Source organism: uncultured Cohaesibacter sp., from assembly GCF_963556055.3.
GTDB lineage: Bacteria > Pseudomonadota > Alphaproteobacteria > Rhizobiales > Cohaesibacteraceae > Cohaesibacter.
This window is the reverse complement of record NZ_CAUVYE020000013.1, coordinates 1-19,313: the sequence shown is the minus strand read 5'-3', so window position 1 is coordinate 19,313 and position 19,313 is coordinate 1. Positions and strand designations below refer to the sequence as shown.

The 19,313-nt window shown below is 53.3% G+C and carries 18 protein-coding genes, 2 tRNA genes and 1 riboswitch; of the genes, 9 read left to right on the top strand and 11 right to left on the bottom strand.

The window, feature by feature from the left end; all coding sequences use genetic code 11:
• Positions 1-7 precede the first annotated feature (7 nt).
• The 4 genes from ACHZB8_RS08740 to ACHZB8_RS08725 all read left to right on the top strand — a co-directional run bounded on the left by ACHZB8_RS08740 (position 8) and on the right by ACHZB8_RS08725 (position 3,104).
• Positions 8-907 carry an ABC transporter permease subunit gene (locus ACHZB8_RS08740; protein WP_316859877.1) on the top strand — a complete coding sequence of 300 codons (900 nt, stop codon included), beginning with the start codon at positions 8-10 and terminating at the stop codon, positions 905-907.
• A 12-nt stretch (positions 908-919) separates the two neighbouring features.
• Positions 920-1,774 (top strand): ABC transporter ATP-binding protein, encoded by an 855-nt coding sequence (locus tag ACHZB8_RS08735; RefSeq protein WP_316859876.1) that lies wholly within the window; start codon positions 920-922, stop codon positions 1,772-1,774.
• Positions 1,771-2,616: an ATP-binding cassette domain-containing protein gene (locus tag ACHZB8_RS08730; RefSeq protein WP_316859875.1), complete on the top strand. Its 846-nt coding sequence runs from the start codon at positions 1,771-1,773 to the stop codon at positions 2,614-2,616. Before ACHZB8_RS08735 ends, ACHZB8_RS08730 begins: the two co-directional genes overlap by 4 nt.
• Positions 2,617-2,774: 158 nt before the next feature.
• A complete protein-coding gene (locus ACHZB8_RS08725; protein ID WP_316859874.1) occupies positions 2,775-3,104 on the top strand; it encodes an antibiotic biosynthesis monooxygenase in 330 nt (109 codons plus the stop codon).
• Here ACHZB8_RS08725 and thiQ read toward each other — a convergent pair.
• The 5 genes from thiQ to ACHZB8_RS08700 all read right to left on the bottom strand — a co-directional run bounded on the left by thiQ (position 3,101) and on the right by ACHZB8_RS08700 (position 10,205).
• Positions 3,101-3,793 (bottom strand): thiamine ABC transporter ATP-binding protein, encoded by a 693-nt coding sequence (gene thiQ, locus ACHZB8_RS08720; protein WP_316859873.1) that lies wholly within the window; start codon positions 3,791-3,793, stop codon positions 3,101-3,103. The two genes, ACHZB8_RS08725 and thiQ, sit on opposite strands and share 4 nt — an antisense overlap.
• A complete protein-coding gene (locus ACHZB8_RS08715; RefSeq protein WP_316859872.1) occupies positions 3,780-5,405 on the bottom strand; it encodes a thiamine/thiamine pyrophosphate ABC transporter permease ThiP in 1,626 nt (541 codons plus the stop codon). The genes thiQ and ACHZB8_RS08715 overlap by 14 nt, the downstream gene beginning before the upstream one ends.
• 42 nt (positions 5,406-5,447) lie before the next feature.
• Positions 5,448-6,470 carry a thiamine ABC transporter substrate binding subunit gene (thiB, locus tag ACHZB8_RS08710; protein ID WP_316859871.1) on the bottom strand — a complete coding sequence of 341 codons (1,023 nt, stop codon included), beginning with the start codon at positions 6,468-6,470 and terminating at the stop codon, positions 5,448-5,450.
• Between the two features lie 155 nt (positions 6,471-6,625).
• Positions 6,626-6,729: riboswitch (TPP riboswitch) on the bottom strand.
• A gap of 82 nt (positions 6,730-6,811) precedes the next feature.
• A complete protein-coding gene (locus tag ACHZB8_RS08705; protein WP_316859870.1) occupies positions 6,812-7,819 on the bottom strand; it encodes an alpha/beta hydrolase in 1,008 nt (335 codons plus the stop codon).
• A 139-nt stretch (positions 7,820-7,958) separates the two neighbouring features.
• On the bottom strand, positions 7,959-10,205 hold the full coding sequence (locus ACHZB8_RS08700) for a transglycosylase SLT domain-containing protein (protein ID WP_316859869.1): 2,247 nt from the start codon (positions 10,203-10,205) through the stop codon (positions 7,959-7,961).
• Positions 10,206-10,582: 377 nt separating this feature from the next.
• Between ACHZB8_RS08700 and dapA the strand changes: the two genes are divergently transcribed.
• The 4 genes from dapA (at position 10,583) to ACHZB8_RS08680 (ending at position 12,366) form a co-directional block, all read left to right on the top strand.
• Positions 10,583-11,458 (top strand): 4-hydroxy-tetrahydrodipicolinate synthase, encoded by an 876-nt coding sequence (gene dapA, locus ACHZB8_RS08695; RefSeq protein WP_316859868.1) that lies wholly within the window; start codon positions 10,583-10,585, stop codon positions 11,456-11,458.
• Positions 11,459-11,477: 19 nt separating this feature from the next.
• Complete coding sequence (gene smpB / locus ACHZB8_RS08690) at positions 11,478-11,960, top strand: SsrA-binding protein SmpB (protein ID WP_316859867.1); 483 nt, start codon at positions 11,478-11,480, stop codon at positions 11,958-11,960.
• Positions 11,961-12,127: 167 nt separating this feature from the next.
• A tRNA-Met gene (locus ACHZB8_RS08685) sits at positions 12,128-12,204 on the top strand.
• 85 nt (positions 12,205-12,289) lie between these two features.
• Positions 12,290-12,366, top strand: a tRNA-Met gene (locus ACHZB8_RS08680).
• A gap of 619 nt (positions 12,367-12,985) precedes the next feature.
• Here ACHZB8_RS08680 and ACHZB8_RS08675 read toward each other — a convergent pair.
• The 6 genes from ACHZB8_RS08675 to ACHZB8_RS08650 form a co-directional block, all read right to left on the bottom strand.
• Positions 12,986-14,269, bottom strand: a complete 1,284-nt coding sequence (locus ACHZB8_RS08675) for an MFS transporter (RefSeq protein WP_316859866.1) — start codon at positions 14,267-14,269, stop codon at positions 12,986-12,988.
• Positions 14,270-14,587: 318 nt separating this feature from the next.
• Positions 14,588-15,232, bottom strand: a complete 645-nt coding sequence (locus tag ACHZB8_RS08670) for a 3-oxoacid CoA-transferase subunit B (RefSeq protein ID WP_316859284.1) — start codon at positions 15,230-15,232, stop codon at positions 14,588-14,590.
• Between the two features lie 12 nt (positions 15,233-15,244).
• Positions 15,245-15,895, bottom strand: coding sequence for a CoA transferase subunit A (locus ACHZB8_RS08665; RefSeq protein ID WP_316859865.1), 651 nt, complete (start codon positions 15,893-15,895; stop codon positions 15,245-15,247).
• A gap of 3 nt (positions 15,896-15,898) precedes the next feature.
• Positions 15,899-17,071: a thiolase family protein gene (locus ACHZB8_RS08660; RefSeq protein ID WP_316859286.1), complete on the bottom strand. Its 1,173-nt coding sequence runs from the start codon at positions 17,069-17,071 to the stop codon at positions 15,899-15,901.
• On the bottom strand, positions 17,068-18,009 hold the full coding sequence (locus ACHZB8_RS08655; protein WP_316859864.1) for a 3-keto-5-aminohexanoate cleavage protein: 942 nt from the start codon (positions 18,007-18,009) through the stop codon (positions 17,068-17,070). The genes ACHZB8_RS08660 and ACHZB8_RS08655 overlap by 4 nt, the downstream gene beginning before the upstream one ends.
• Before the next feature lie 356 nt (positions 18,010-18,365).
• A complete protein-coding gene (locus ACHZB8_RS08650) occupies positions 18,366-18,542 on the bottom strand; it encodes a hypothetical protein (protein WP_316859288.1) in 177 nt (58 codons plus the stop codon).
• A 358-nt stretch (positions 18,543-18,900) separates the two neighbouring features.
• On the opposite strand from ACHZB8_RS08650, the gene ACHZB8_RS08645 reads away from it, so the two are divergent.
• Positions 18,901-19,313, top strand: a 413-nt coding sequence (locus ACHZB8_RS08645) for a LysR family transcriptional regulator (protein ID WP_316859863.1), incomplete at its 3' end; no start/stop codon positions are given.

Below are 19,313 nucleotides of genomic sequence, written 5' to 3'. Positions count from 1 at the left end.
AAAAATAATGACTGATACAATTGAAACTGTCTCCCGCCAATCCACACGCGCCGTGCTCAAAGAGTTCTGGTTCTATTTCAGCGTCAACCGTGGTGCCGTGATTGGACTGTTTGTCTTTCTTGCCTTGGTTCTGGTTGCTGTTTTTGCGCCCTATCTGACCCCGCATGATCCCAACATGCAGTATCGCGATGTCTTTTTGCTGCCGCCGTCCTGGATGGAGGGTGGACATGTAGACTATCTGCTCGGCACCGATGCCGTCGGGCGTGATATTCTTTCGCGTCTGATCATGGGCTCCCGACTGTCTCTGTTTGTTGGTGTCATCGTTGTGGTGATTGCCCTTACCGGTGGCATTATTCTTGGTGTCATTGCCGGGTATTATGGCGGCAAGATCGATACCGTGATCATGCGTATCATGGATGTCATTCTTGCGTTTCCGTCGCTGCTGCTGGCCCTGGTTCTCGTGGCCTTGCTCGGACCGGGACTGATCAATGCCATGATTTCGATTGCCATCGTGCTACAACCCCATTTCGTTCGGTTGACGCGTGCGGCGGTCATGGCCGAGCGGGAGCGCGAATATGTTGTTGCGGCGCGTGTTGCCGGCGCTGGTCCTTTGCGCTTGATGTTCCTGACCATTCTGCCCAACTGTACCGCTCCGCTTATCGTGCAGGCGACATTGTCTTTCTCCAATGCGATTTTGGATGCAGCCGCGCTTGGCTTCCTGGGCATGGGGGCGCAACCGCCAACCCCGGAATGGGGCACGATGCTGGCTGAAGCGCGTGAATTCATCTTGCGTGCCTGGTGGGTTGTGACCTTCCCCGGCGTCTCCATCCTCATCACGGTTCTTGCCATCAATCTGATCGGTGACGGTCTTCGCGATGCGCTTGATCCGAAACTCAAACGGTCTTAGGGAGATTTCATCATGAGTTTGTTGGAAATCAGAAACCTGACCGTCGAGTTTGATACCGCGACCGGTCCATTCAGAGCGCTCAAGGGCGTAGACTATACGGTTGAAAAGGGTGAAGTGCTGGCGATTGTTGGCGAGTCCGGATCTGGCAAGTCGGTGGCAATGCTTGCCACCATGGGGCTTCTGCCTGATACGGCGACCGTCAAGGCCGATCTTATGACGTTTGATGGACGGGATCTTCAGAATCTCAGCTCCAAAGAGCGGCGCAATGTTATCGGCAAAGACATTTCGATGATCTTTCAGGAGCCGATTGCAAGTCTCAATCCATGTTTCACGGTCGGCTTCCAGATTGGTGAAGTGCTCAAAACGCATCTTGGTCTTCAGGGCAAGGATGTGCGCAATCGCACCATCGAGCTGCTAAAGGCGGTTGGGATCCCTCAACCTGAAAAACGCCTTTCGAGCTTCCCTCATCAAATGTCCGGTGGGCAGTGTCAGCGCGTGATGATCGCCATGGCTATTGCCTGTCAGCCAAAGCTGCTGATTGCGGATGAGCCTACAACAGCGCTTGATGTCACCATCCAGAAACAGATTCTGGATTTGCTGATCAATATCCAGTCGAAAAGCGAGATGGGCTTGATCATGATTACCCATGACATGGGGGTCGTCGCCGAGACGGCAGATCGCGTGGTGGTGCAGTATAACGGGGAGCAAATGGAAGAAGCCGGTGTGCTTGAGCTGTTTGAATCTCCAAAACATCCCTATACCAAGGCTCTTCTCTCGGCACTGCCGGAACGAGCTGAAGGGGATCGTCTGCCTACGGTCGGTGACTTTGCACAGGCTTACAGCAAAGAAGGCGGGGTGGCGCTATGAGCGATAAAAAGGATAAAATTCTCAGTGTGCGCGGCATCACGAGGGATTATGTCTCCAGCGGTGGTCTGTTCGGCAAAAGTGAAACCGTTCATGCTATCAAGGGAATCGATTTCGATCTCTATCGCGGTGAAACCCTGGCGCTTGTCGGGGAATCTGGCTGTGGCAAGTCGACACTTGCTCGCATTCTGACCCTCATTGACGCGCAGACCTCGGGTGAGCTTATCATTCGGGACAAGCCGATCAATATCGCCAAGAACAAGATCTCCAGGGAAATGCGAAGCAGGATTCAGATCGTGTTTCAGAATCCCTATGGCTCACTCAACCCGCGCCAGAAGGTTGGGGCTGTGCTTGAGGAACCACTGAAGATCAATTTCCCCGAAATGCCTGCCGAAGAGCGGCGGAAAAAGGCGATGGACATGCTGAAAAAGGTGGGATTGCTGCCTGAGCATTTCGGTCGCTATCCACACATGTTCTCCGGGGGGCAGCGGCAGCGCATCGCAATTGGTCGTGCCTTGATGCTGAACCCGAGAATTCTGGTTCTGGATGAGCCGGTCTCTGCGCTTGACCTGTCCATTCAGGCGCAAATTCTGAATTTGCTCAAAGACTTGCAGGACGAGTTCAATCTTTCCTATCTGTTCATTTCCCATGACCTCAGTGTGGTCAAATATCTTGCTGATCGGGTCATGGTCATGTATTTCGGGGAGATTGTCGAGCACGGGGATCGCGATCAGATCTTCAATGATCCGCAGCACGATTATACCAAGACGCTGCTTGCTGCGACGCCCAAGACAAGCATTGAAAGCATTCGTGCCCGTGTGAGCCGACACAAGGCATCTGCCTGATTGGTCTTGCCGTTGAGAAAAATCTGAAGCCTGTCACAGTCGTGTGGCGGGCTTTTTTGTTTCGGTTGCAAAGATCAAAGATGACATGTCTTTAACTTGAGGCGGTCGTGCTCGGCACTTAAGGTCTCTCTTTACGGGGTTTTGACAAGGAGGCAGACATGTATCTGGCAATGAATCGTTTCCGCGTGAAGGTGGGTGATGAAGCCGCATTTGAGGAAATCTGGCGCAATCGGGAAAGCAAGTTGCTGGAAACAGAAGGTTTCTTGCGGTTCGACCTTCTGAAGGGGGAGGAAAAGGACGGTTTCACGCTGTTCGCGTCCCATGCGATGTGGCGGGACAAGGATGCCTTCATCGCCTGGACGCGGTCACCGCAATTTCGCTCTTCCCATGGTGGTCCAAGGCCGAAGGTCGAATATGCCGGTCCGCCAGTGCTCGAATGCTTTGAGGCTCTCGATGACTTGACCATCAGGGCGCTTGAATGGGATTAACCCAGATAGTCGATCAATTCTTCAGAGGGGTGCGCGAAGACGTCTTTGGTGGGGCCTGTTTGCGCGATCCTGCCTTCATGGACGAGGGCTGTCTGGCTTGCAGTCAGCTTGGCATCTTCGGGATGGTGGGTGACCATTATGACGGTCTGATCGTTTCTCGCTGCCAGATTGCTGACCAGTCTGAGCATGTCCTTGCGCAAGGCCGGGCCGAGCGCAGCGAAAGGCTCATCAAGCAGTAGCACAGGTTTCTTGCGAAGGATTGCTCGCGCAAGGCTCGCACGCTGGCGCTGTCCGCCGGACAGGGCACGGGGCAGGCGGTCCTGCATGCCCTCAAGCCCGACTTCTGTCAAGGCGTCCTTGACCCTCTTCTTTTCTTCCATGTCGAGCTTCAGAGAAGCGTTGATACCCAAGGCGACATTTTGCTCGATTGTCAGGTGGGCAAAGAGATTATGGTCCTGGAAGAGCATGGCAACAGGACGTTCGGCAGGCTCAAGCCCTGCCATATCCATTTCCTGAATGAAGAGCTGGCCCGGGACGTGCGGAACGAAACCGGCGATGGTGTTGAGGATTGTGCTTTTGCCTGCACCTGATGGACCAATGAGCGCACAGAAGCCTCCGGTTTCTACCGTGAGGTTTACTGTCATATGCCAGTTATCAAGTGCGATGGTGAGATTTTCAAGTCTGATCACGACCACCAAGTCCTTTGTCAAAGAGAACGAAAAAAGCAAACGCGATGCTCGTTAGCAGCACGCCTGTGCCGTAAGCCTGGTCCATGCGATAGGCCCCCAATTGCTGATAAAGATAGAGAGGTAATGTTGGAGCAGAGGGGGAGCCGAACAGGGCTATCACGCCAAGATCGCCGATAGAGAGAGCCGCAGCGATGCCAAGGCTGAGGCCAAGCGGTTTGCGCATCAAGGGCCAGTGAATGATGCGGATTGCGTCCCGGCGTTTGATGCCCAAATGCCTTAATTGCATGCCGTAGTTGCGCTTGATCTGAGCCATGGCCGGGGTCAGCAGGATAAGCGCAAAGGGGACCGCTTGCAGCCCATTGAGCAGTGCCGTGAGGGGAAGGGCGAGATCATCAACAGACACATGCTGATGGAGCAGGATGAACAGTCCGGCACCGAGGGCAATCGGCGGAGCGACCATGATGGCATAACCGGGCAGTTCGACAAATCGTCTCGCCTTGCCTTCGATGTGAATGGAGAGTTGGGCAAGCGGCAGGCTGATGAGAAGCATCACGAGGCAGGAGGCAAGGGAAACGCCTGTGGACCGAAGAGCTGCCGGCAGGATCTGGCCCCAGTCGATGCCATGCAGGCCCAGTCCCCAAATCCCCCGAATGAAGGCGGAGAGAAGAGGCATGCCCAGAAACGCAACTGCAACCATGATGATTGCCCCGTCGCTCCACTGTGCGAGCCGTCCGTTTCTGTCTGTTCTCAGAACGGCTCCGCCAAGGCTCTGGCCGGTATCAAAGTCCGTACTGGCGACGCGGGAGACGAGCGCAAGGCCCGCACAGAGAATGATTTGAAGGAAGGCGAGCAGGGCTGCGCGTTCCATGTCGAAATCAAACCGGATGGCCTGATAGATGGCCAGCTCGATTGTTGTTGCCCTGGGGCCGCCACCCAGGGCGAGAATAACCGTGAAACTGGTCGTGCAGAGCAGGAACACGAGTGCCAGAATGCCCGGCAGGCGTTCCTTGAGCATGGGCCATTCGATATAGCGTGCGATGCTTGCGCTATTCATTCCCAATTGTGATGCAAGACGCCATTGCTCAGCGGGTAGGGCGAGCCATCCTTGCAGCAAAATGCGCGTTGCCAGTGGCAGATTGAAGAAGACATGCGCGATGAGGATGCCCCAGAGACCATAGATCGAGAAGTTTTCGAAGCCAAAGGCTGACATTATCGCTTGCACGGGGCCTTTGTTGCCCCAGATGGACAAGAGACCCAGTATGGCGACAATCACGGGCAGGATGAAGGGCGCACCGAAAAAGGAGAGGATCGCCGAACGCCCCGGAAAGCTGCGGGTGGCAAGTGCTCTGGCCAGCGGAATGGCCAGAAGCGTTGACAGAATGGCGGACAATGTGGCCTGCGTCAGGGTGAAGGTCAGTGCCCGGCGCAGGTAGATGTCATCAATCAGATGTGACAGAAGGGGGCGGCCACCGGCTTGTTCCGTTGCCAGATCATTGGTGGTGACCGACCAGAGAGCCCAAAGGCTGACCACAACCAGCCCGAGAGGGATGATGAAGGCAATGGTTGCGGGAATGCCAAAGGCAAATGCATTTCTTGATGCTTTGTCTGTCACGTCTCTTATCCAGCCTTCTTTGCCTTCTGTTTGGCTCGGTTGCTATTTGCTGAGGGCTTCGAGCCACTCGTTCAGTGCTTCCTTGCGCAGGTCGGGGACTTTTTCGGAATCAAAAAGCCTTGCTTTTGCCGGTTTGACGAGATCGGCAAAGGAAGCTGGCCAGTCTGCTTCGGGAAGCGCAACGGGATACATCCAGTTGGTGGTTGGAATGACCTTTTGTGCTTCTGGCCCAATCAGGTAGGCCATGAACTGATTCGCCAGTTCCCTATGCTTGCTGGCTTTGGTGATTGCAGCCATTTCCAGCTGCATATAGTGGCCTTCGGCAAAGGCGGCTGCTTTGTAATTGGTCTTGTTCTCAGCCGCGATATGATAGGCGGGGGACGTGGTGTAACTCAGGACCATGTCTGCCTGACCTTCGAGGAACATGCCATAGGCTTCCGACCAGCCTTTGGTGACTGTCACGATGCGCGGCTGTAGTTTTTTCCAGATTTCTTCTGCCTGATCCCCATAGACATTCTTGATCCAGAGCAGCAGCCCAAGGCCAGGAGTTGATGAACGGGGGTCCTGAATGAGGATTTTAAGATCGTCTGGCGCGTTGATCAGCTCATCAAAGCTCTGCGGAACATTCTTGAGCTTGTCGCTGTCATAAACAAAGGCGAAATAGCCCCAGTCGAAGGGCACATAGGTCTTGCTCGGCCAATCAATTGGCAACTCGAGGCCATCGGTGTTGATGTCCGCTTCCGTAAAGAGGCCGCTTTTGTCTGCATCGGCAACGAGATTTGAATCAAGGCCGACCAGAATGTCTGCCTTGGAATTCTTGCCTTCAAGGCGCAACCGGTTGAAGGTTTCGGTGGCGTCGCCCGGTGCTACAAATTCGAGGGTGCAGCCGCAGTTTTTCTCAAATCCGCTTTTGATTGCCGGGCCGGGACCCCATTCGGAGTTGAAGGAGTCGTAGGTGTAGACCGTAAGCGTCGGCTTTTCCTCTGCCACAGCACCTGACAGGGTTGCAAGGGTGGTGCTCAGGGTCAATGAGGTTGCCAGAAGAGAAAGGGTCAAAGCCTTCATTGTTATTGCTCCATTGTGAGCTCGCCAGTTCCCGAAATAAGGGACTGTAGCGATTTGGTATTTATGGGCGCGCAAGCAAATAGCGACGGATCGCTTGATGTTTGCGCATAAGCTATTGACCGGATTTGGGGTAGAAGGGGGAAGAAGGCTTGCTGGGTGCGAAGCTTCGTCGCTTCCTACGCCGGTGTGATCCGGATCAGGTTCTACGGGTTCGCTTCAGTTGCATCTCAGCCTTTACAAGGCACCCCGGGACGGTCGTCATATTAGTGTCAAATTTTCAGGAATTCAATCCTCATAATCAATTTGATCGGGCAAATCACTTTTCATTGCGATTTGTCTTGTCAAATCGGTGTCAGGTTCTTTTCTTCGAGGCCTTCAGCAGTCTCTGTTTTGGCCTGCTCCGGTTCGATATAGACAATCTCGTCTTCGGCTAGCCATTCGGGCGTTGTCCGAGGCTGTTTCTGGGCCTGTTTCTGGTCAACCTCTGCTGAGAAGTTGACGACCTGATCGCAGATTTCATCAAAGATGAAAAGGGGGGCATGTCCCTGATTCTTGGCAACATAGAGTTGGCAGTCAGGGTGTCGTCTGGTCATTTCCTCTGCTGCGGCTTGAGGCAGAATATCGGAATTCTCGCCGCGTATGACCAGCACAGGGCAGTGGGAGAGCGTCAGGAATTGCGGCCAGATATCTGTCGGAATCTGGCTGAGATCGAGATCTTCTGTGGACTTGACGATATGAATGTCAAAGTCTGCTTTGGGATAGCCGTCTTCGTCCTTGAAGGTCATGTGAGTGAGCAGTTCCCAGTCTTCCTTGGACAGATTGGAGAAATGACCGGAATTGGCAATCTTGACGAAATTGATCGCATCTTCCCAGGTTATGACGGGTTTTGTTTTTGTCAGATACGTCTTGATGCGGGCGATGCCCATGGTGTCGATGACTGCCCCGATGTCATTGAGAACGACGCCGGCAATGATCCCAGGACGCATGATGCCAGCGGCTATGGCCAGCAGACCGCCTCTGGACGTGCCAACGAAAATCGCCTTGGGAAGCCCCGCCGCCGTCAATACTTGCAGTACGTCATCGGCTTCGGTGAAGATGTTGTAGTTCTCCGGATTCTTGTCGAAATCGGAAGGGCCACGGCCTCGCGAATTCAAAACGATAACGAATCTGGGATTGGTTTCATCAAAGGCCAGCCGTTCAGCAAGGGCATAAAAGTCTCTGCTTGTTCTTGTAAGGCCCGGCAAACAGATAACCGGTGTTCCCTTTGCCACTCTGTCACCGAAGGCTTCACCGCGCAGGACTATGCCATCAGTTGTGGTTATTTCGAATCGTTTGACAGACGTTTGCATGAAAAATTCCCCAAATAGTGGGCAATGGGCCGGTGGGTGATTGTTTCACCCACTCAAGGTTGATTGTAGACCAACTGATCTCGCTATTCCAAATGATTGCTCTTCTGGTCTGTTGCCATTCAGTCCATATCGGTTGTGATCATGGTTGACCGCGTTTCAAGTCCTTGCTGATGTCGAGGGTTTCATTGTGAATGCGAGCCTCATAGACCTGAAGATTCTCGATCAGTTTCATCACATAGTCCCGAGTTTCGGAGAAGGGAATACGCTCGACCCAATCAATGGCGCTGACCTGCCGGGTTCTGGGGTCTCCGAAGCGCTCGATCCACTGTGGCGGGCGTCCGGGGCCTGCGTTGTAGGCGGCAAATGTCAGGATGTAGGAGCCGCCGAATTTCTCCAGATTCTCCTTCAGAAAGGCGCTTCCGAGCAGAACGGCATATCTGGCATCACTCGTCAGTTTCGATGTCGAATATTTGACACCAAGCTTTCTTGCGGTTGTTTTCGCGGTGGCAGGCAACATCTGCATCAGACCGCGCGCACCGGCGTGGCTTCTGGCGCTGATGTTGAAAACACTTTCCTGTTTGGTCAGGGCGTAAACAAGTGCGATATCAACTCCGTTTGTCTTGACGCCACTCGGCAAAGCATGCAGCGGAAAGGCAAGCTTGTCGACGGGCATGTTGCGATCAAGCGCGATTATGCCAATCTGGGTCGCGTTTTGATGCAGCCCGTAGCTTTGAGCCAACTTGTGGGCAAGGGCGATCTCGGATGGATTGTCCAGTATGCGCGCCAGATGACGGAAGATCGATCCTGCGCGATCCTCATGACCGACCGCTTTCAGTCGTTTGATGGCTTTGACCAGAGATCGACTGTTGAAGCGGGTTTGTTCTTCGCTGGTTGCAGGTCTTGGCGTGCGCAGATTGAGGTGGGTCACTCCGGTTTCCTCCAGCGCCAGCTGGCCGTAATAGTTGGTCGGGTTTCCTCCAGCCTTGTAGAATTTGAGGGCGACCGAGCGGTCTCCAGCGGCTTCCCACGCCCGCCCTTGCCAGTAAAGCCCTCTTGACTTGTCTCTGTCGCGGGTGGCGTTTTTCCAGCTTCGTTCAAAATGGATCGCCGCGGTCTTGTGATCGTTGAGAAAACGCAAGGCAAAGAAACCTGCGTGGAATTCGGCTTCTGAAAAGTCTTTTCCCGGTTTGGCCGAATGGCGGGCGGCGATTTTGTAGGCTCTGCGCGCATCGCCATTATTCAGCATCATGCGTGCCAGAAGACGTCTTTCATCCCACCATGCATCTCGGTTGATGAGGTGATCCTCATCAAGCGGTGCTCTGAGCAGCATATCTGCGGCCTGGGTTTCCTTGCCCACGCGGCGCAAATATTGAATATAGGAATAGATATATCCGGGGTCTTTCTGGAGAGATGAGGGAACGGCCTTGAGTTTTGCGCTGGCATCCTTTGTGCGCCGGATAACAGCTGTACGCGCCTCCACCACTTTGTTTTGCCCCGACGAAAGATACCGCTTCAGACGCGCAGCTCCCGTCGCTCTGTCCCTGTAAAGCAGATAGCTGGCCCTGTTGAAATGATCCTGGTTGGTCAGCACGGGGCCAAGATTGGCCAGAATTCGCGTTTCCAGCTCACTCGAAAGCGCATTGGACTGCCAGATCGGGCTGATGAGCTTTGCGGCCATTTTCTTGTTGCCAATCTTCATATGGGAGATAGCAAGTTCAATTGCGGCAGTTGTGGACTCTGGGGTTATGTTCCCGAAGGCATTGACCATTTCCCGTCCTGAAGCGGTTTCTCGTACCACCGCTTCCTCGATGCGTCTTGCGATCAGACTGCGGCTCGGCCACTGCTGTTGATGGTCATAAAAGGCCTTGATCTCGCTTGCTGGAAGATCGTGATAGCCGCCGATGATCAGGATGTAGCTCAGAAGTGTCCGGTCGAGAGAGGAACGCATGCCCTTGTGAATGGCCAGAGCTGTCGCGGGCTTGTTTTTGTCCAGTGCGTCAAGAGCCTGTTTCAGGGTTCCCTTGATGGCGTCAACCGAGCTGCTGCCTTTCTTGACCGAAGGCAGTGTAACTGTCTGAGGTTGTTCGGCCCTGACAACTTGCGAAGCAGGCGCCGCAGGGCTTGCCGATTGTGCGGGTGCTGCTGCCGTTCCCGAAACGGATTGCTGCCTCACCCTTGGCAAGGTCGAAAGCGTTTGAGGCAGAGAGAGGCTTATTTCATCTTCCGCCGCAGGGGAAGGCTGCTCCGGAACAGAGAGGCTGCCTGCCGAGGCTGGCGGCGGTGTCAGACTGACAGGCGCAGGAACGGGTTGAGATACGGCGGGACGGGGCTTTGGTGTCGGGACCTGATCTGGCAGTGTTTGTGCCGATGCTGAACCAAGCTGCATCAAGAGCAGGAGGCCGCAGGTGGGGATGACATCAATGGGTTTAAACATAGTGACCAAAAGTTTGGGACGCGTGAATTTTCCTATCAAGAAGACATCATTCTTGCAAAATTATGGTGAACAAATTGCTTAGAGATTCATGCTGAGCGTCATCGTTATGCTGACAAGGGGCTTTGGGGCCATAAATCCCGACCAAGAAAGCCGGTTATGGGGACGAGTGGGCATCCTATGTTGCAATTGCGTATGAAACGTGATGTTATAGCAGAAAATATCCGTCATTTTGCTGGTAATTGACGTTAATTCGGCAATGTGACGGTAAAAATATTAAATCTGACAAAATGCCAAGCATTTAAGCTGGAATAAAATGAGGAAACGCGGACATGTTCAAAGGATCTTGCACGGCTCTTATTACGCCTTTCAACGAGGGTGGTGTGGATTACAAGGCCTTTGAGTCTTTTGTAGACTGGCAAATCCAGGAAGGTACCAATGTGCTTGTTCCTGTGGGGACCACAGGAGAATCTCCAACCCTGAGCCATGACGAACACAAGAAGGTTGTGGAGACATGTGTAAAGGTCGCTGACAAGCGCGTTCCCGTTCTGGCTGGGGCGGGGTCCAACTCGACGCTGGAAGCCATCGATCTGGCGCAGTTCGCGCAAGGGGCAGGGGCCGATGGTGTGCTGGTTGTTACCCCTTATTACAACAAGCCTTGTCAGGATGGTCTTTATGCCCATTTCAGGGCAGTCGCCGAAGCGATTTCGATTCCGGTGGTCATTTACAATATTCCGCCCCGCTCGGTGATCGACATGAGTGTGGACACCATGGCACGGCTGTTTGAGGATTGTCCCAATATCGTCGGGGTGAAAGATGCAACGGCAGATCTTTCACGCGTTACTCAGCAGCGGCTTGCTTGCGGCAAGGACTTCATCCAGCTTTCTGGCGAAGATGGCACAGCCCTTGGCTTTAACGCACAGGGTGGACATGGATGCATTTCGGTGACGGCCAATGTCGCGCCAAATCTATGCAGCCAGTTTCAAACTGCCTGTACCAATGGTGCGTGGGACAAGGCCCTGGAGCTGCATGATCTGCTTTCACCATTGCATCGTGCCATGTTCCTGCAACCAAGCCCGGCTGGTGCGAAATATGCCCTGTCATTGCTAGGCAAGATCAAGAATGAGATCCGTTTGCCGCTTGTTGCCGCGAAGGACACTGTAAAAGCTGAAATAGAGTCCGCGATGACGCTTGCAGGGCTGATCTAAAGCGCTTATCTGTGTTGCTATGGCACAGAGTAAAAAGAAAAGCGATCCGAACAACCGTGTTGTCGCGGAGAATCGGAAAGCGCGGCATGATTACGAGATTGGTGAAGTCATCGAGGCCGGTTTGCAACTGACCGGTACCGAGGTCAAGTCTTTGCGCGTGGGCAAGGCCAATATCGCTGAATCTTATGCGTCCGATGAGGGTGGCGAAATCATCCTCATCAATTCGCATATCCCAGAATATGATCAGGGCAACCGGTTCAACCATGAACCACGCCGTCCGCGCAAATTGCTGTTGCATAAGCGTGAGATTGCCAAATTAAGTCAAGGCGTGCATCGCGATGGCATGACCATCGTTCCGCTGAAGCTTTATTTTAACGACAAGGGACGCGCCAAACTGGCGATTGCCATAGCGCGCGGCAAGAAGAATTATGATAAGCGTCAGGACGCCAAGAAACGCGATTGGCAGCGTGATAAGGCGCGGCTGATGCGGGAGAAAGGATAGCCATTGACCCGTATTGTCTTTTCATAATTTAGGCAAGGCGCAGATTCTCTTCTCTTTTTTAAAGCCATGCAAGTTCTTCGAAGCGGATTTTTCCCGAAAGGAGGGGAAAACCCTATTTGGGGGTTTAAAAAATCGGCAAGGCCTCTATAAAGATGACACTTCAATGACGCGGGGTGGAGCAGCCCGGTAGCTCGTCAGGCTCATAACCTGAAGGTCGTAGGTTCAAATCCTACCCCCGCAACCAATTTCAAGCATTCTTTATCCTTGAAATGTTCCTTGTTTGGGACCATGTATGTCATTGCGCGGGCCGTGTTGGCCCTGTTTATTGGCGCGGGGTGGAGCAGCCCGGTAGCTCGTCAGGCTCATAACCTGAAGGTCGCAGGTTCAAATCCTGCCCCCGCAACCAATTTCCCCTACATTCTTTTGAATGCGGGGTAGAGTTTCCAAGAAGTGCCGCCAGAGTCCGTGAACTTCAATTTCTACCGGCTCTCTTTCCCCTTTCGGAAATATCACTACCTTATCGATTAGTTGCCTGATTTCCGAGAATATTTGTTCGCGTTCCTTGTCTTCAGGTATGTCATTGATACGTCGGGATTCGGAGGGCAATTGGTGATAGTCCGGATATCATCGGTACAGCAATCGTGGGATTGAGACGCATATTGGCGCAGCATGCTCAATAAATTCATCCCAACAACATTCTCGAGATGAATGGTAAGTGTTTCCATATTGATCAAAGCAAGGTCTGAAGGGCCAGATGAAACCATAAAACTCGCCCATGTTGGCATTCGACCTCTACACGGGCTTGAGCCCACTTGACGGTCGAATGCCTGCGCCACAAGTGACAGACCTTTATTCCGGCGTTACAGCTATTGAGCCAAACAAGGGGTCAGTGCTGTGCTTTGCAGGTTATGTCTGAAAGGTCCGCATTGCTGAGATCTGGTTTTTGCGAAGTCTTCTAGAGGAGGTTTGCTACTTGCACAGCAAATTTTCCCTCTGGGGTTACTGTTTGCCGGTCATGTTGGCTTTCAGCTTTGTATCGGATCGGTGTTCGTCTCCCAATACATGAGGATGGTCACTATGCAAATTCCCATTAAAAGTCCGTATGCACCATCAAAGCCTCCCAGGTGTTCAATTCCGAATGCCAACACCACAAAACAGCAGCAGCGAACTAAGGATTGAATGGGGTGAATGATACCGAAAGCCGGAGCAAATTGTCCGCGTGGAAATTTCGAAGCAACGATGGACGTCGTCAGATTGGTGGCTCCCCCAAGGCTGAGGCCAACCATGACCAACGAGACCCAAAGTAGATAAACATTGCCGTGAGCCAAAATGTTTATCATGATCGCTACAAACCACCATACCATATATACCATGATCGCCAAACGAGTTGAAATCTTCTGGCCCAGCCAGCCCCAGGGGTAGGCTCCAAGTGTTCCGATGAGTGCGGCAATGCTCATATAAAGAATGGATGTGTTCTTGTCATAGCCCAACGACATCAGACGAGGCACCAATTGGCTCGTCACACCGACGAGAACCATGTAGACACATCCTGAGCCAAGACCCATCAGCCACACGTCCTTCATTTTCAGTAGCCGACCGACGGTCAATTTCTGAACTTGCATATCGGGGTCGTCTTCGGCTCCAAAGCTGTCTTTCCAGTTTGGATTGTTATCGGGGAAACAACCCAACTGTTCCGGCTTGTCGGCCAGCAGAGAAGCGACGACCAAAAACATGATTAGCATGAGAGCCGATATCACAAGGAAACCCAATTTGACTCCAAGAATTGCAATGGAAAGGGCCAAAAGGGGAACGAAAAAGGCTGACGAAAGTGTTTGGCCAAATGATGTCCAGCCCAAAGCAAGATCCTTCTTGCGCGGAAACCAGTTTGCGACAAGAGCAGAGCCTCCGATATAGGCAAAGCCTGTGCCAAAGAAGGACACGCCGGCAAACAGGATGACGAACAACGTTATGGACGAGGCCATGCCCAGGCATCCCCAAAATATTGCAGCGGCCAGCAAGCATGTAAGGATTGTCGTTTTCGGTCCGAACTTTTGTACCATTTTCGCGCAAAGAAAACCTGCCGCTATACCCGCCCATGAAGCGGGGGTGGCCCAAAGCAGAAGCTGAGAGTTGTCAAGGCTGTATGTGTCTACCAGTGTTGGCAGAACAAGATTGAGGCCGTGAGCGCAAATACCAGCTCCAATCCAGTATAGTGCGGCCTGGGTGACAATGATTGCCCATCCAAGTTTGCCGAAGTTGCTCGACGTATCCTTACTGAAGGCATCACTGGTTTCAACAATTTCAGTCATGATAAACTTTCCTCCTGGAGCCCCGTTGGAAAGACTGGACTAGCCATAATGGAACGCCAGATTCCTCAGTCATTAACCAGGTCTCCCATTTAACGCCCTTTGACGAGTTGTGGCTTCACGAGGTTCAGGCGTATCAAATCCTCGCCGCCTATCCTTGTTTTGTCCAACCGGGGCCCCATTTTCGGGGCAGACCTTGACGGTCCGGATGGCTTTCTTTTGGTTTTTGGTTTGAGGCCACTTTAGATTTGATAGGGGCGTCAAAATGGGCCCGGTGACTTGATGCGTCACCGAGCTTTTCTTGTAGGAAAACGGCCTTGCTTAACTTTCCATGATCTTCAGATTGTCGGAGACTTTCAGGTCAGGCTCGATTTTGCTTGCGATGTCTTCTGGCGTGACACCTTCGATGATGTCGGTCAGAACCAGACCGTCAGGGGTCACGTCGATGACGCACTGTTCGGTCACGATGTGATCAACCACCCCCTTGCCGGTCAGTGGGAAAGAGCATTCCTTGAGGATTTTCGGGTCGCCCTTCTTGGTGCATAATTCCATCGCGATGATGACCTTGCGCACACCGCACACCAGATCCATGGCACCGCCCATGCCGACCATGTAACCGGGGCGGGCCCAGTTTGCGAGGTCGCCATTCTCCGCCACCTGCAACGCACCAAGCACGGTTGCTGCCAGACGTCCGGAGCGGACGATCGCGAAGGATGTCGCGCTGTCGAAGGAAACCGCACCGGGCAGCGGGGTGATGGCCTGTCCGCTGGCATTGGTGAAGTTGGTCATGGAATGCAGCCCGGTTGCCGTTGGGCCGGTGCCGATCAGACCATTTTCCGTGTGGAACAGGACGGTCGGGTCGGAATAGTTGGGGCAAAGGCTCGGCATGCCGATACCCAGATTGACGACGTCGCCGGGCTGGAAGAAAGCGGCAACGCGTTTTGCGATTCTGTTACGGATATCCATTTCGCTCTCCTCTTAGTCAGCCAGAACCTTGTCGATGAACACGCCCGGCGTATGGATGTGATCGAGACCGATTTCATCCATTTCAACCAGCAGATCCGCATCGACGATGGTGATGTCGCCAGCCATGGCGACCAGCGCGTTGGTGTTGCGCGAGGTGCCGCGATAGGCAAGGTTGCCAAGCGGATCGGCCATACGGCAACGCACCATGGAAATGTCAGCGCGCAGCGCCGTTTCCAGCACATAGTTCTCGCCATCAACCTCGATGATCTGCTTGCCTTCCTGCATCATGGTGCCAAGGCCGGTTTTGGTCAGCACGCCGCCAAGACCCGAGCCACCGGCGCGAATGCGTTCCATCAGCGACCCTTGCGGGCAGAACTCGATTTCGATCTTGCCTTCGCCATAAAGCGCGACGGTTTCGGCATTCATCCCGATATGGGAGCAGATCACCTTGTCGATGCGGCCCTCATGAACGAGACGGCCCACCGTTTCGTTCGGGTCACCGGTATCGTTGGAGATCAGTTTCAGATGGCGGGCGCCGCTTTCAAGCACCAGATCGATGATCCGTTCGGGCATCCCCTTGTTTGCAAATCCGCCATTCATGATGGTCATGCCATCCTTGAACAGGGGGATGATGTCATTGCGACTTGTGAATTTCCCAAGCATTGATTAATCCCTCGTCAAAAGCACGGAAACGCCCTGTCCACCGCCAACGCAGAAAGAAATCACTGCATTGTTGATGGCCGGATTGCGTTTCATTTCATGCACGGTTTTGGCTGTGAGGATCGCACCGGTACCGGCCAGAGGATGGCCAAGTGCCAAAGCTCCACCATTCGGATTGACGCGGTCCAGCGGCATGCCGATTTCCTTGATGCAGGCCAGAGACTGCGCCGCGAAAGCTTCGTTCAGTTCCCACAGATCGATGTCTTCGACCTTGAGACCCGTCTGCTTCATCAGCTTTTCTGTCGCCGCGATCGGGCCAAGACCCATATAGTTGGGATCCACACCGGTTGCCGCGTAGCCACGGAAGACACCGAGAATTTCCAGACCCTGCGCTTCGGCCATGGAACGCTCCATGATCACCATGGCACCAGCACCATCACTCATCGGCGAGGAGTTGCCTGCGGTCACCATGCCGTCCTTGATGAAGGCCGGACGCAGCTTGCCAAGGGTTTCGAGATTGCTGTCGGCGCGAACGCATTCGTCTTTGTCAACGATGATCGGATCAGCCTTGCGCTGCGGAACCGGGATCGGAACAATCTGTTCATCAAACCGCCCCGCGTCCACCGCAGCTGCGGCCAGCTGATGACTGCGAACGGCAAATTCGTCGAGTTCGGTACGGGTGAATTCATAACGTTTGGCGATATTTTCCGCCGTGATGCCCATTGGCACGTTGCCCACACGATCCGGGGCCGTCCAGCGTGCATCAATGACCGGAGGGGCAACCGAATATGGCTGTTCCAGCTTCTGCATGGTGTAGGTGCGGCGGCTGTCGCTCTCGACACCACCCGCGACGATCACATCAGCAAAGCCAGCCATGATCTGCATGGCACCATAAGCAAGCGCATTCAGCGAAGCGGCACATTGGCGATCAAGCGTGATGCCGGGCACGGAAATCGGCAGGTCCGCTTCCAGAGCGACCATGCGGCCCATATTGAGGATCTCGTTGTTCATCAAGTTGCCGAAGATGCAATCTTCGACAAGGGCAGGATCGATGCCGGACCGTTTTACGGCTTCTTTCACGGCAGCCGCGCCCAGGATGTGCGCCGGAACAGAGGCCAGTTTGCCGCGACAGCGACCGACCGGTGTCCGAACTGCCGATACAATGACGGCTTCTTTCATTTTCTTTCTCCAGATTGCTGGTCTTCAAGGTCCCCCTGCGGCCATGTCATCCTGAGAGGGGGGAAGCAATGGATGGACATGGCCACCCACACACCTTTGAGAGCGGAGGAAGCTTCAGAGATTTCGCGGGCTTCAGCGGACGTAGCCGGTTCATTGCCGAACACTCTGATCGCGTCGGCAGCGCGGGTCACCAGCTGTGTGTTGGTTGCCTTGACGCCTTTGGAGAAATAGATGTTGTCTTCAAGGCCGACACGGACATGACCACCAAGAGCAAGTGTCGCAAACAGGATTGGAAGGTGACCACGGCCGATGCCGAAGGCTGACCAGGTGCAGTCTTTTGGCAATTTGGAGTGCAGATACATCAGGCTGTCAACGGTAGCAGGCATGGCGCCGACAACACCGAGACAGATCTGGAAATGGGTCGGGGTTTTCAGTTTGCCTTCTTTGACGAAATAGTCGGCAACACCCAACATGCCGGTATCGAAAATTTCAACTTCCGGCTTGACGTTGCTCTCGATCATCGCTTCGCCAAGCTCGCCAAGAAACTTGGGAGAGTTCATGAAAACACCACCCGGCATCCAGTTGAAGGAACCGGCATCATAGGAACCGATTTCGATGTCCTTGAGCGTCTTGATATGCTCCATCCGCTGGGCGTCCGTCGCACGATGATCGCCCGAGGTGGTGCAGTTGATGATCACATCGCAGTCGTCATAGGCGCGGATCAGCTTGATGGTTTCGGCAAATTTGGCCGGATCCATCGTTCCCATGCCTTCATCGTCGCGCATGTGAAGATGAACGACCGCAGCGCCAGCTTTCCAGCAAGCATATGCATCCCTGGCGATCTCTTCCGGCGTAAGCGGAATGTTCTCGTTGGCGCTCTTCGGAGTCAAAGCCCCGGTCAGTGCTGCTGAAATGATGGTTTTATTTTCTAGGCTCATTTGACTAGCTCGTTGTTGTTAAAGGCAAATCGAAATGATCACGTCAAAAACTGAACGCAGCAATTGACCGATCCGGAGCAGCGCAATTCAGGCGGCAAATCGAAGGAAGGAGAAAGGCATAGAAATACCGTTCGCGCACAATGAAATCTATTCACTAGCGCACGTTATATTTATAGATCTGGCCTTTTGGCTTTGTGATCCTCCTGATCTTAAATATTGCCCCGATCTGTATTTCCACAGGCTTGGGTGTCTACTATCCCGAGGCAAATTCAAGATTTACCACCAACTACAGGTGCCGTTGTTAATGAGCATAAATTGCTTCATTCAATAGTGGTAATTCTTTTTTGGTATTTGAATTATTTGTTGCCCGCATAACCTTTGAGCATTAAAAACATGAGCTTTTTAGCAATTTTCGCCATTCCGGAGGCCTGCACGCGTATCGGGTAATGCATTTTCGTCATAATCAATTCGCCTTTTCCACCCGATGGCAGACTTCGCTTTTTCCGTTTGAAGAAACATTTGGCAACAGTCATGTCGGGCCTTCTCTCGGCAGCCCGGGCTGGAAGGGCGACTGCCTTTAGGGAGAAAGTTCGCAACAGTGTTTGCGCTCATGCAAGACTTGCACTAAACAGTACGGGTAGGTTCGCTATAATTCTTCGCTTCTCTGTTTCCAATGGTTCGTCGCAGGCTCATCCCGGGCACACACTTTGTCCCGGTGGCGTGGACAATTATAAAAAGAAAGAAATGGGAGGCCACCAACAAGAAACACAAGTCGTTCAGGATGGTTTTTCGGGGCCATAACGGGCGACACGACAAGATCGATGACGTGGGCGGTTCTGCAAGCTCATCAAAATCGGCCAATATGAATCAGCGAAATGTTTGGGAGGCTACATGGAAATTCGCTTGTTTCGGGAATATTTGGTTTTGTCCAAGCTGCTCAATTTCAGTCGAGCGGCGGAACAGTTGGGCATGACGCAGCCAGTGCTCAGTCGGCACCTGAAATATCTGGAAGAACAATTCGATGCCAAGCTTCTCAATCGGAACACTCATCAGGTTGAGTTGACACCGACCGGACAGCTGCTGGCCGAAGAAGCCGAAAAAATAGTTGTCCAGTATGAAGCGACGTTTCACGTCATCCGGGAGGCTCTGGGCAAAAGCCAGAGCTCGCTGTCGATCATGTTCCTCGGCGCTGCAACACGTGAGTTCTTTACGGACTTTCTGGTTCGTTTCCGCAAGCATCATGAAGCGGTGGAAATCAATTGCTGCGATACCGATCTTGATGCAATCCCGGACGCTCTTGATCG

Bases quoted from the DNA above. Each gene is read 5' to 3' on its own strand.
- ACHZB8_RS08740 (WP_316859877.1), top strand. From the start codon at position 8: ATGACTGATACAATTGAAACTGTCTCCCGCCAATCCACACGCGCCGTG.
- ACHZB8_RS08735 (WP_316859876.1), top strand. From the start codon at position 920: ATGAGTTTGTTGGAAATCAGAAACCTGACCGTCGAGTTTGATACCGCG.
- ACHZB8_RS08730 (WP_316859875.1), top strand. From the start codon at position 1,771: ATGAGCGATAAAAAGGATAAAATTCTCAGTGTGCGCGGCATCACGAGG.
- ACHZB8_RS08725 (WP_316859874.1), top strand. From the start codon at position 2,775: ATGTATCTGGCAATGAATCGTTTCCGCGTGAAGGTGGGTGATGAAGCC.
- thiB (WP_316859871.1), bottom strand. From the start codon at position 6,470: ATGAAGGCTTTGACCCTTTCTCTTCTGGCAACCTCATTGACCCTGAGC.
- ACHZB8_RS08705 (WP_316859870.1), bottom strand. From the start codon at position 7,819: ATGCAAACGTCTGTCAAACGATTCGAAATAACCACAACTGATGGCATA.
- ACHZB8_RS08700 (WP_316859869.1), bottom strand. From the start codon at position 10,205: ATGCAGCTTGGTTCAGCATCGGCACAAACACTGCCAGATCAGGTCCCG.
- dapA (WP_316859868.1), top strand. From the start codon at position 10,583: ATGTTCAAAGGATCTTGCACGGCTCTTATTACGCCTTTCAACGAGGGT.
- smpB (WP_316859867.1), top strand. From the start codon at position 11,478: ATGGCACAGAGTAAAAAGAAAAGCGATCCGAACAACCGTGTTGTCGCG.
- ACHZB8_RS08675 (WP_316859866.1), bottom strand. From the start codon at position 14,269: ATGACTGAAATTGTTGAAACCAGTGATGCCTTCAGTAAGGATACGTCG.
- ACHZB8_RS08670 (WP_316859284.1), bottom strand. From the start codon at position 15,232: ATGGATATCCGTAACAGAATCGCAAAACGCGTTGCCGCTTTCTTCCAG.
- ACHZB8_RS08665 (WP_316859865.1), bottom strand. From the start codon at position 15,895: ATGCTTGGGAAATTCACAAGTCGCAATGACATCATCCCCCTGTTCAAG.
- ACHZB8_RS08660 (WP_316859286.1), bottom strand. From the start codon at position 17,071: ATGAAAGAAGCCGTCATTGTATCGGCAGTTCGGACACCGGTCGGTCGC.
- ACHZB8_RS08655 (WP_316859864.1), bottom strand. From the start codon at position 18,009: ATGAGCCTAGAAAATAAAACCATCATTTCAGCAGCACTGACCGGGGCT.
- ACHZB8_RS08650 (WP_316859288.1), bottom strand. From the start codon at position 18,542: ATGACTGTTGCCAAATGTTTCTTCAAACGGAAAAAGCGAAGTCTGCCA.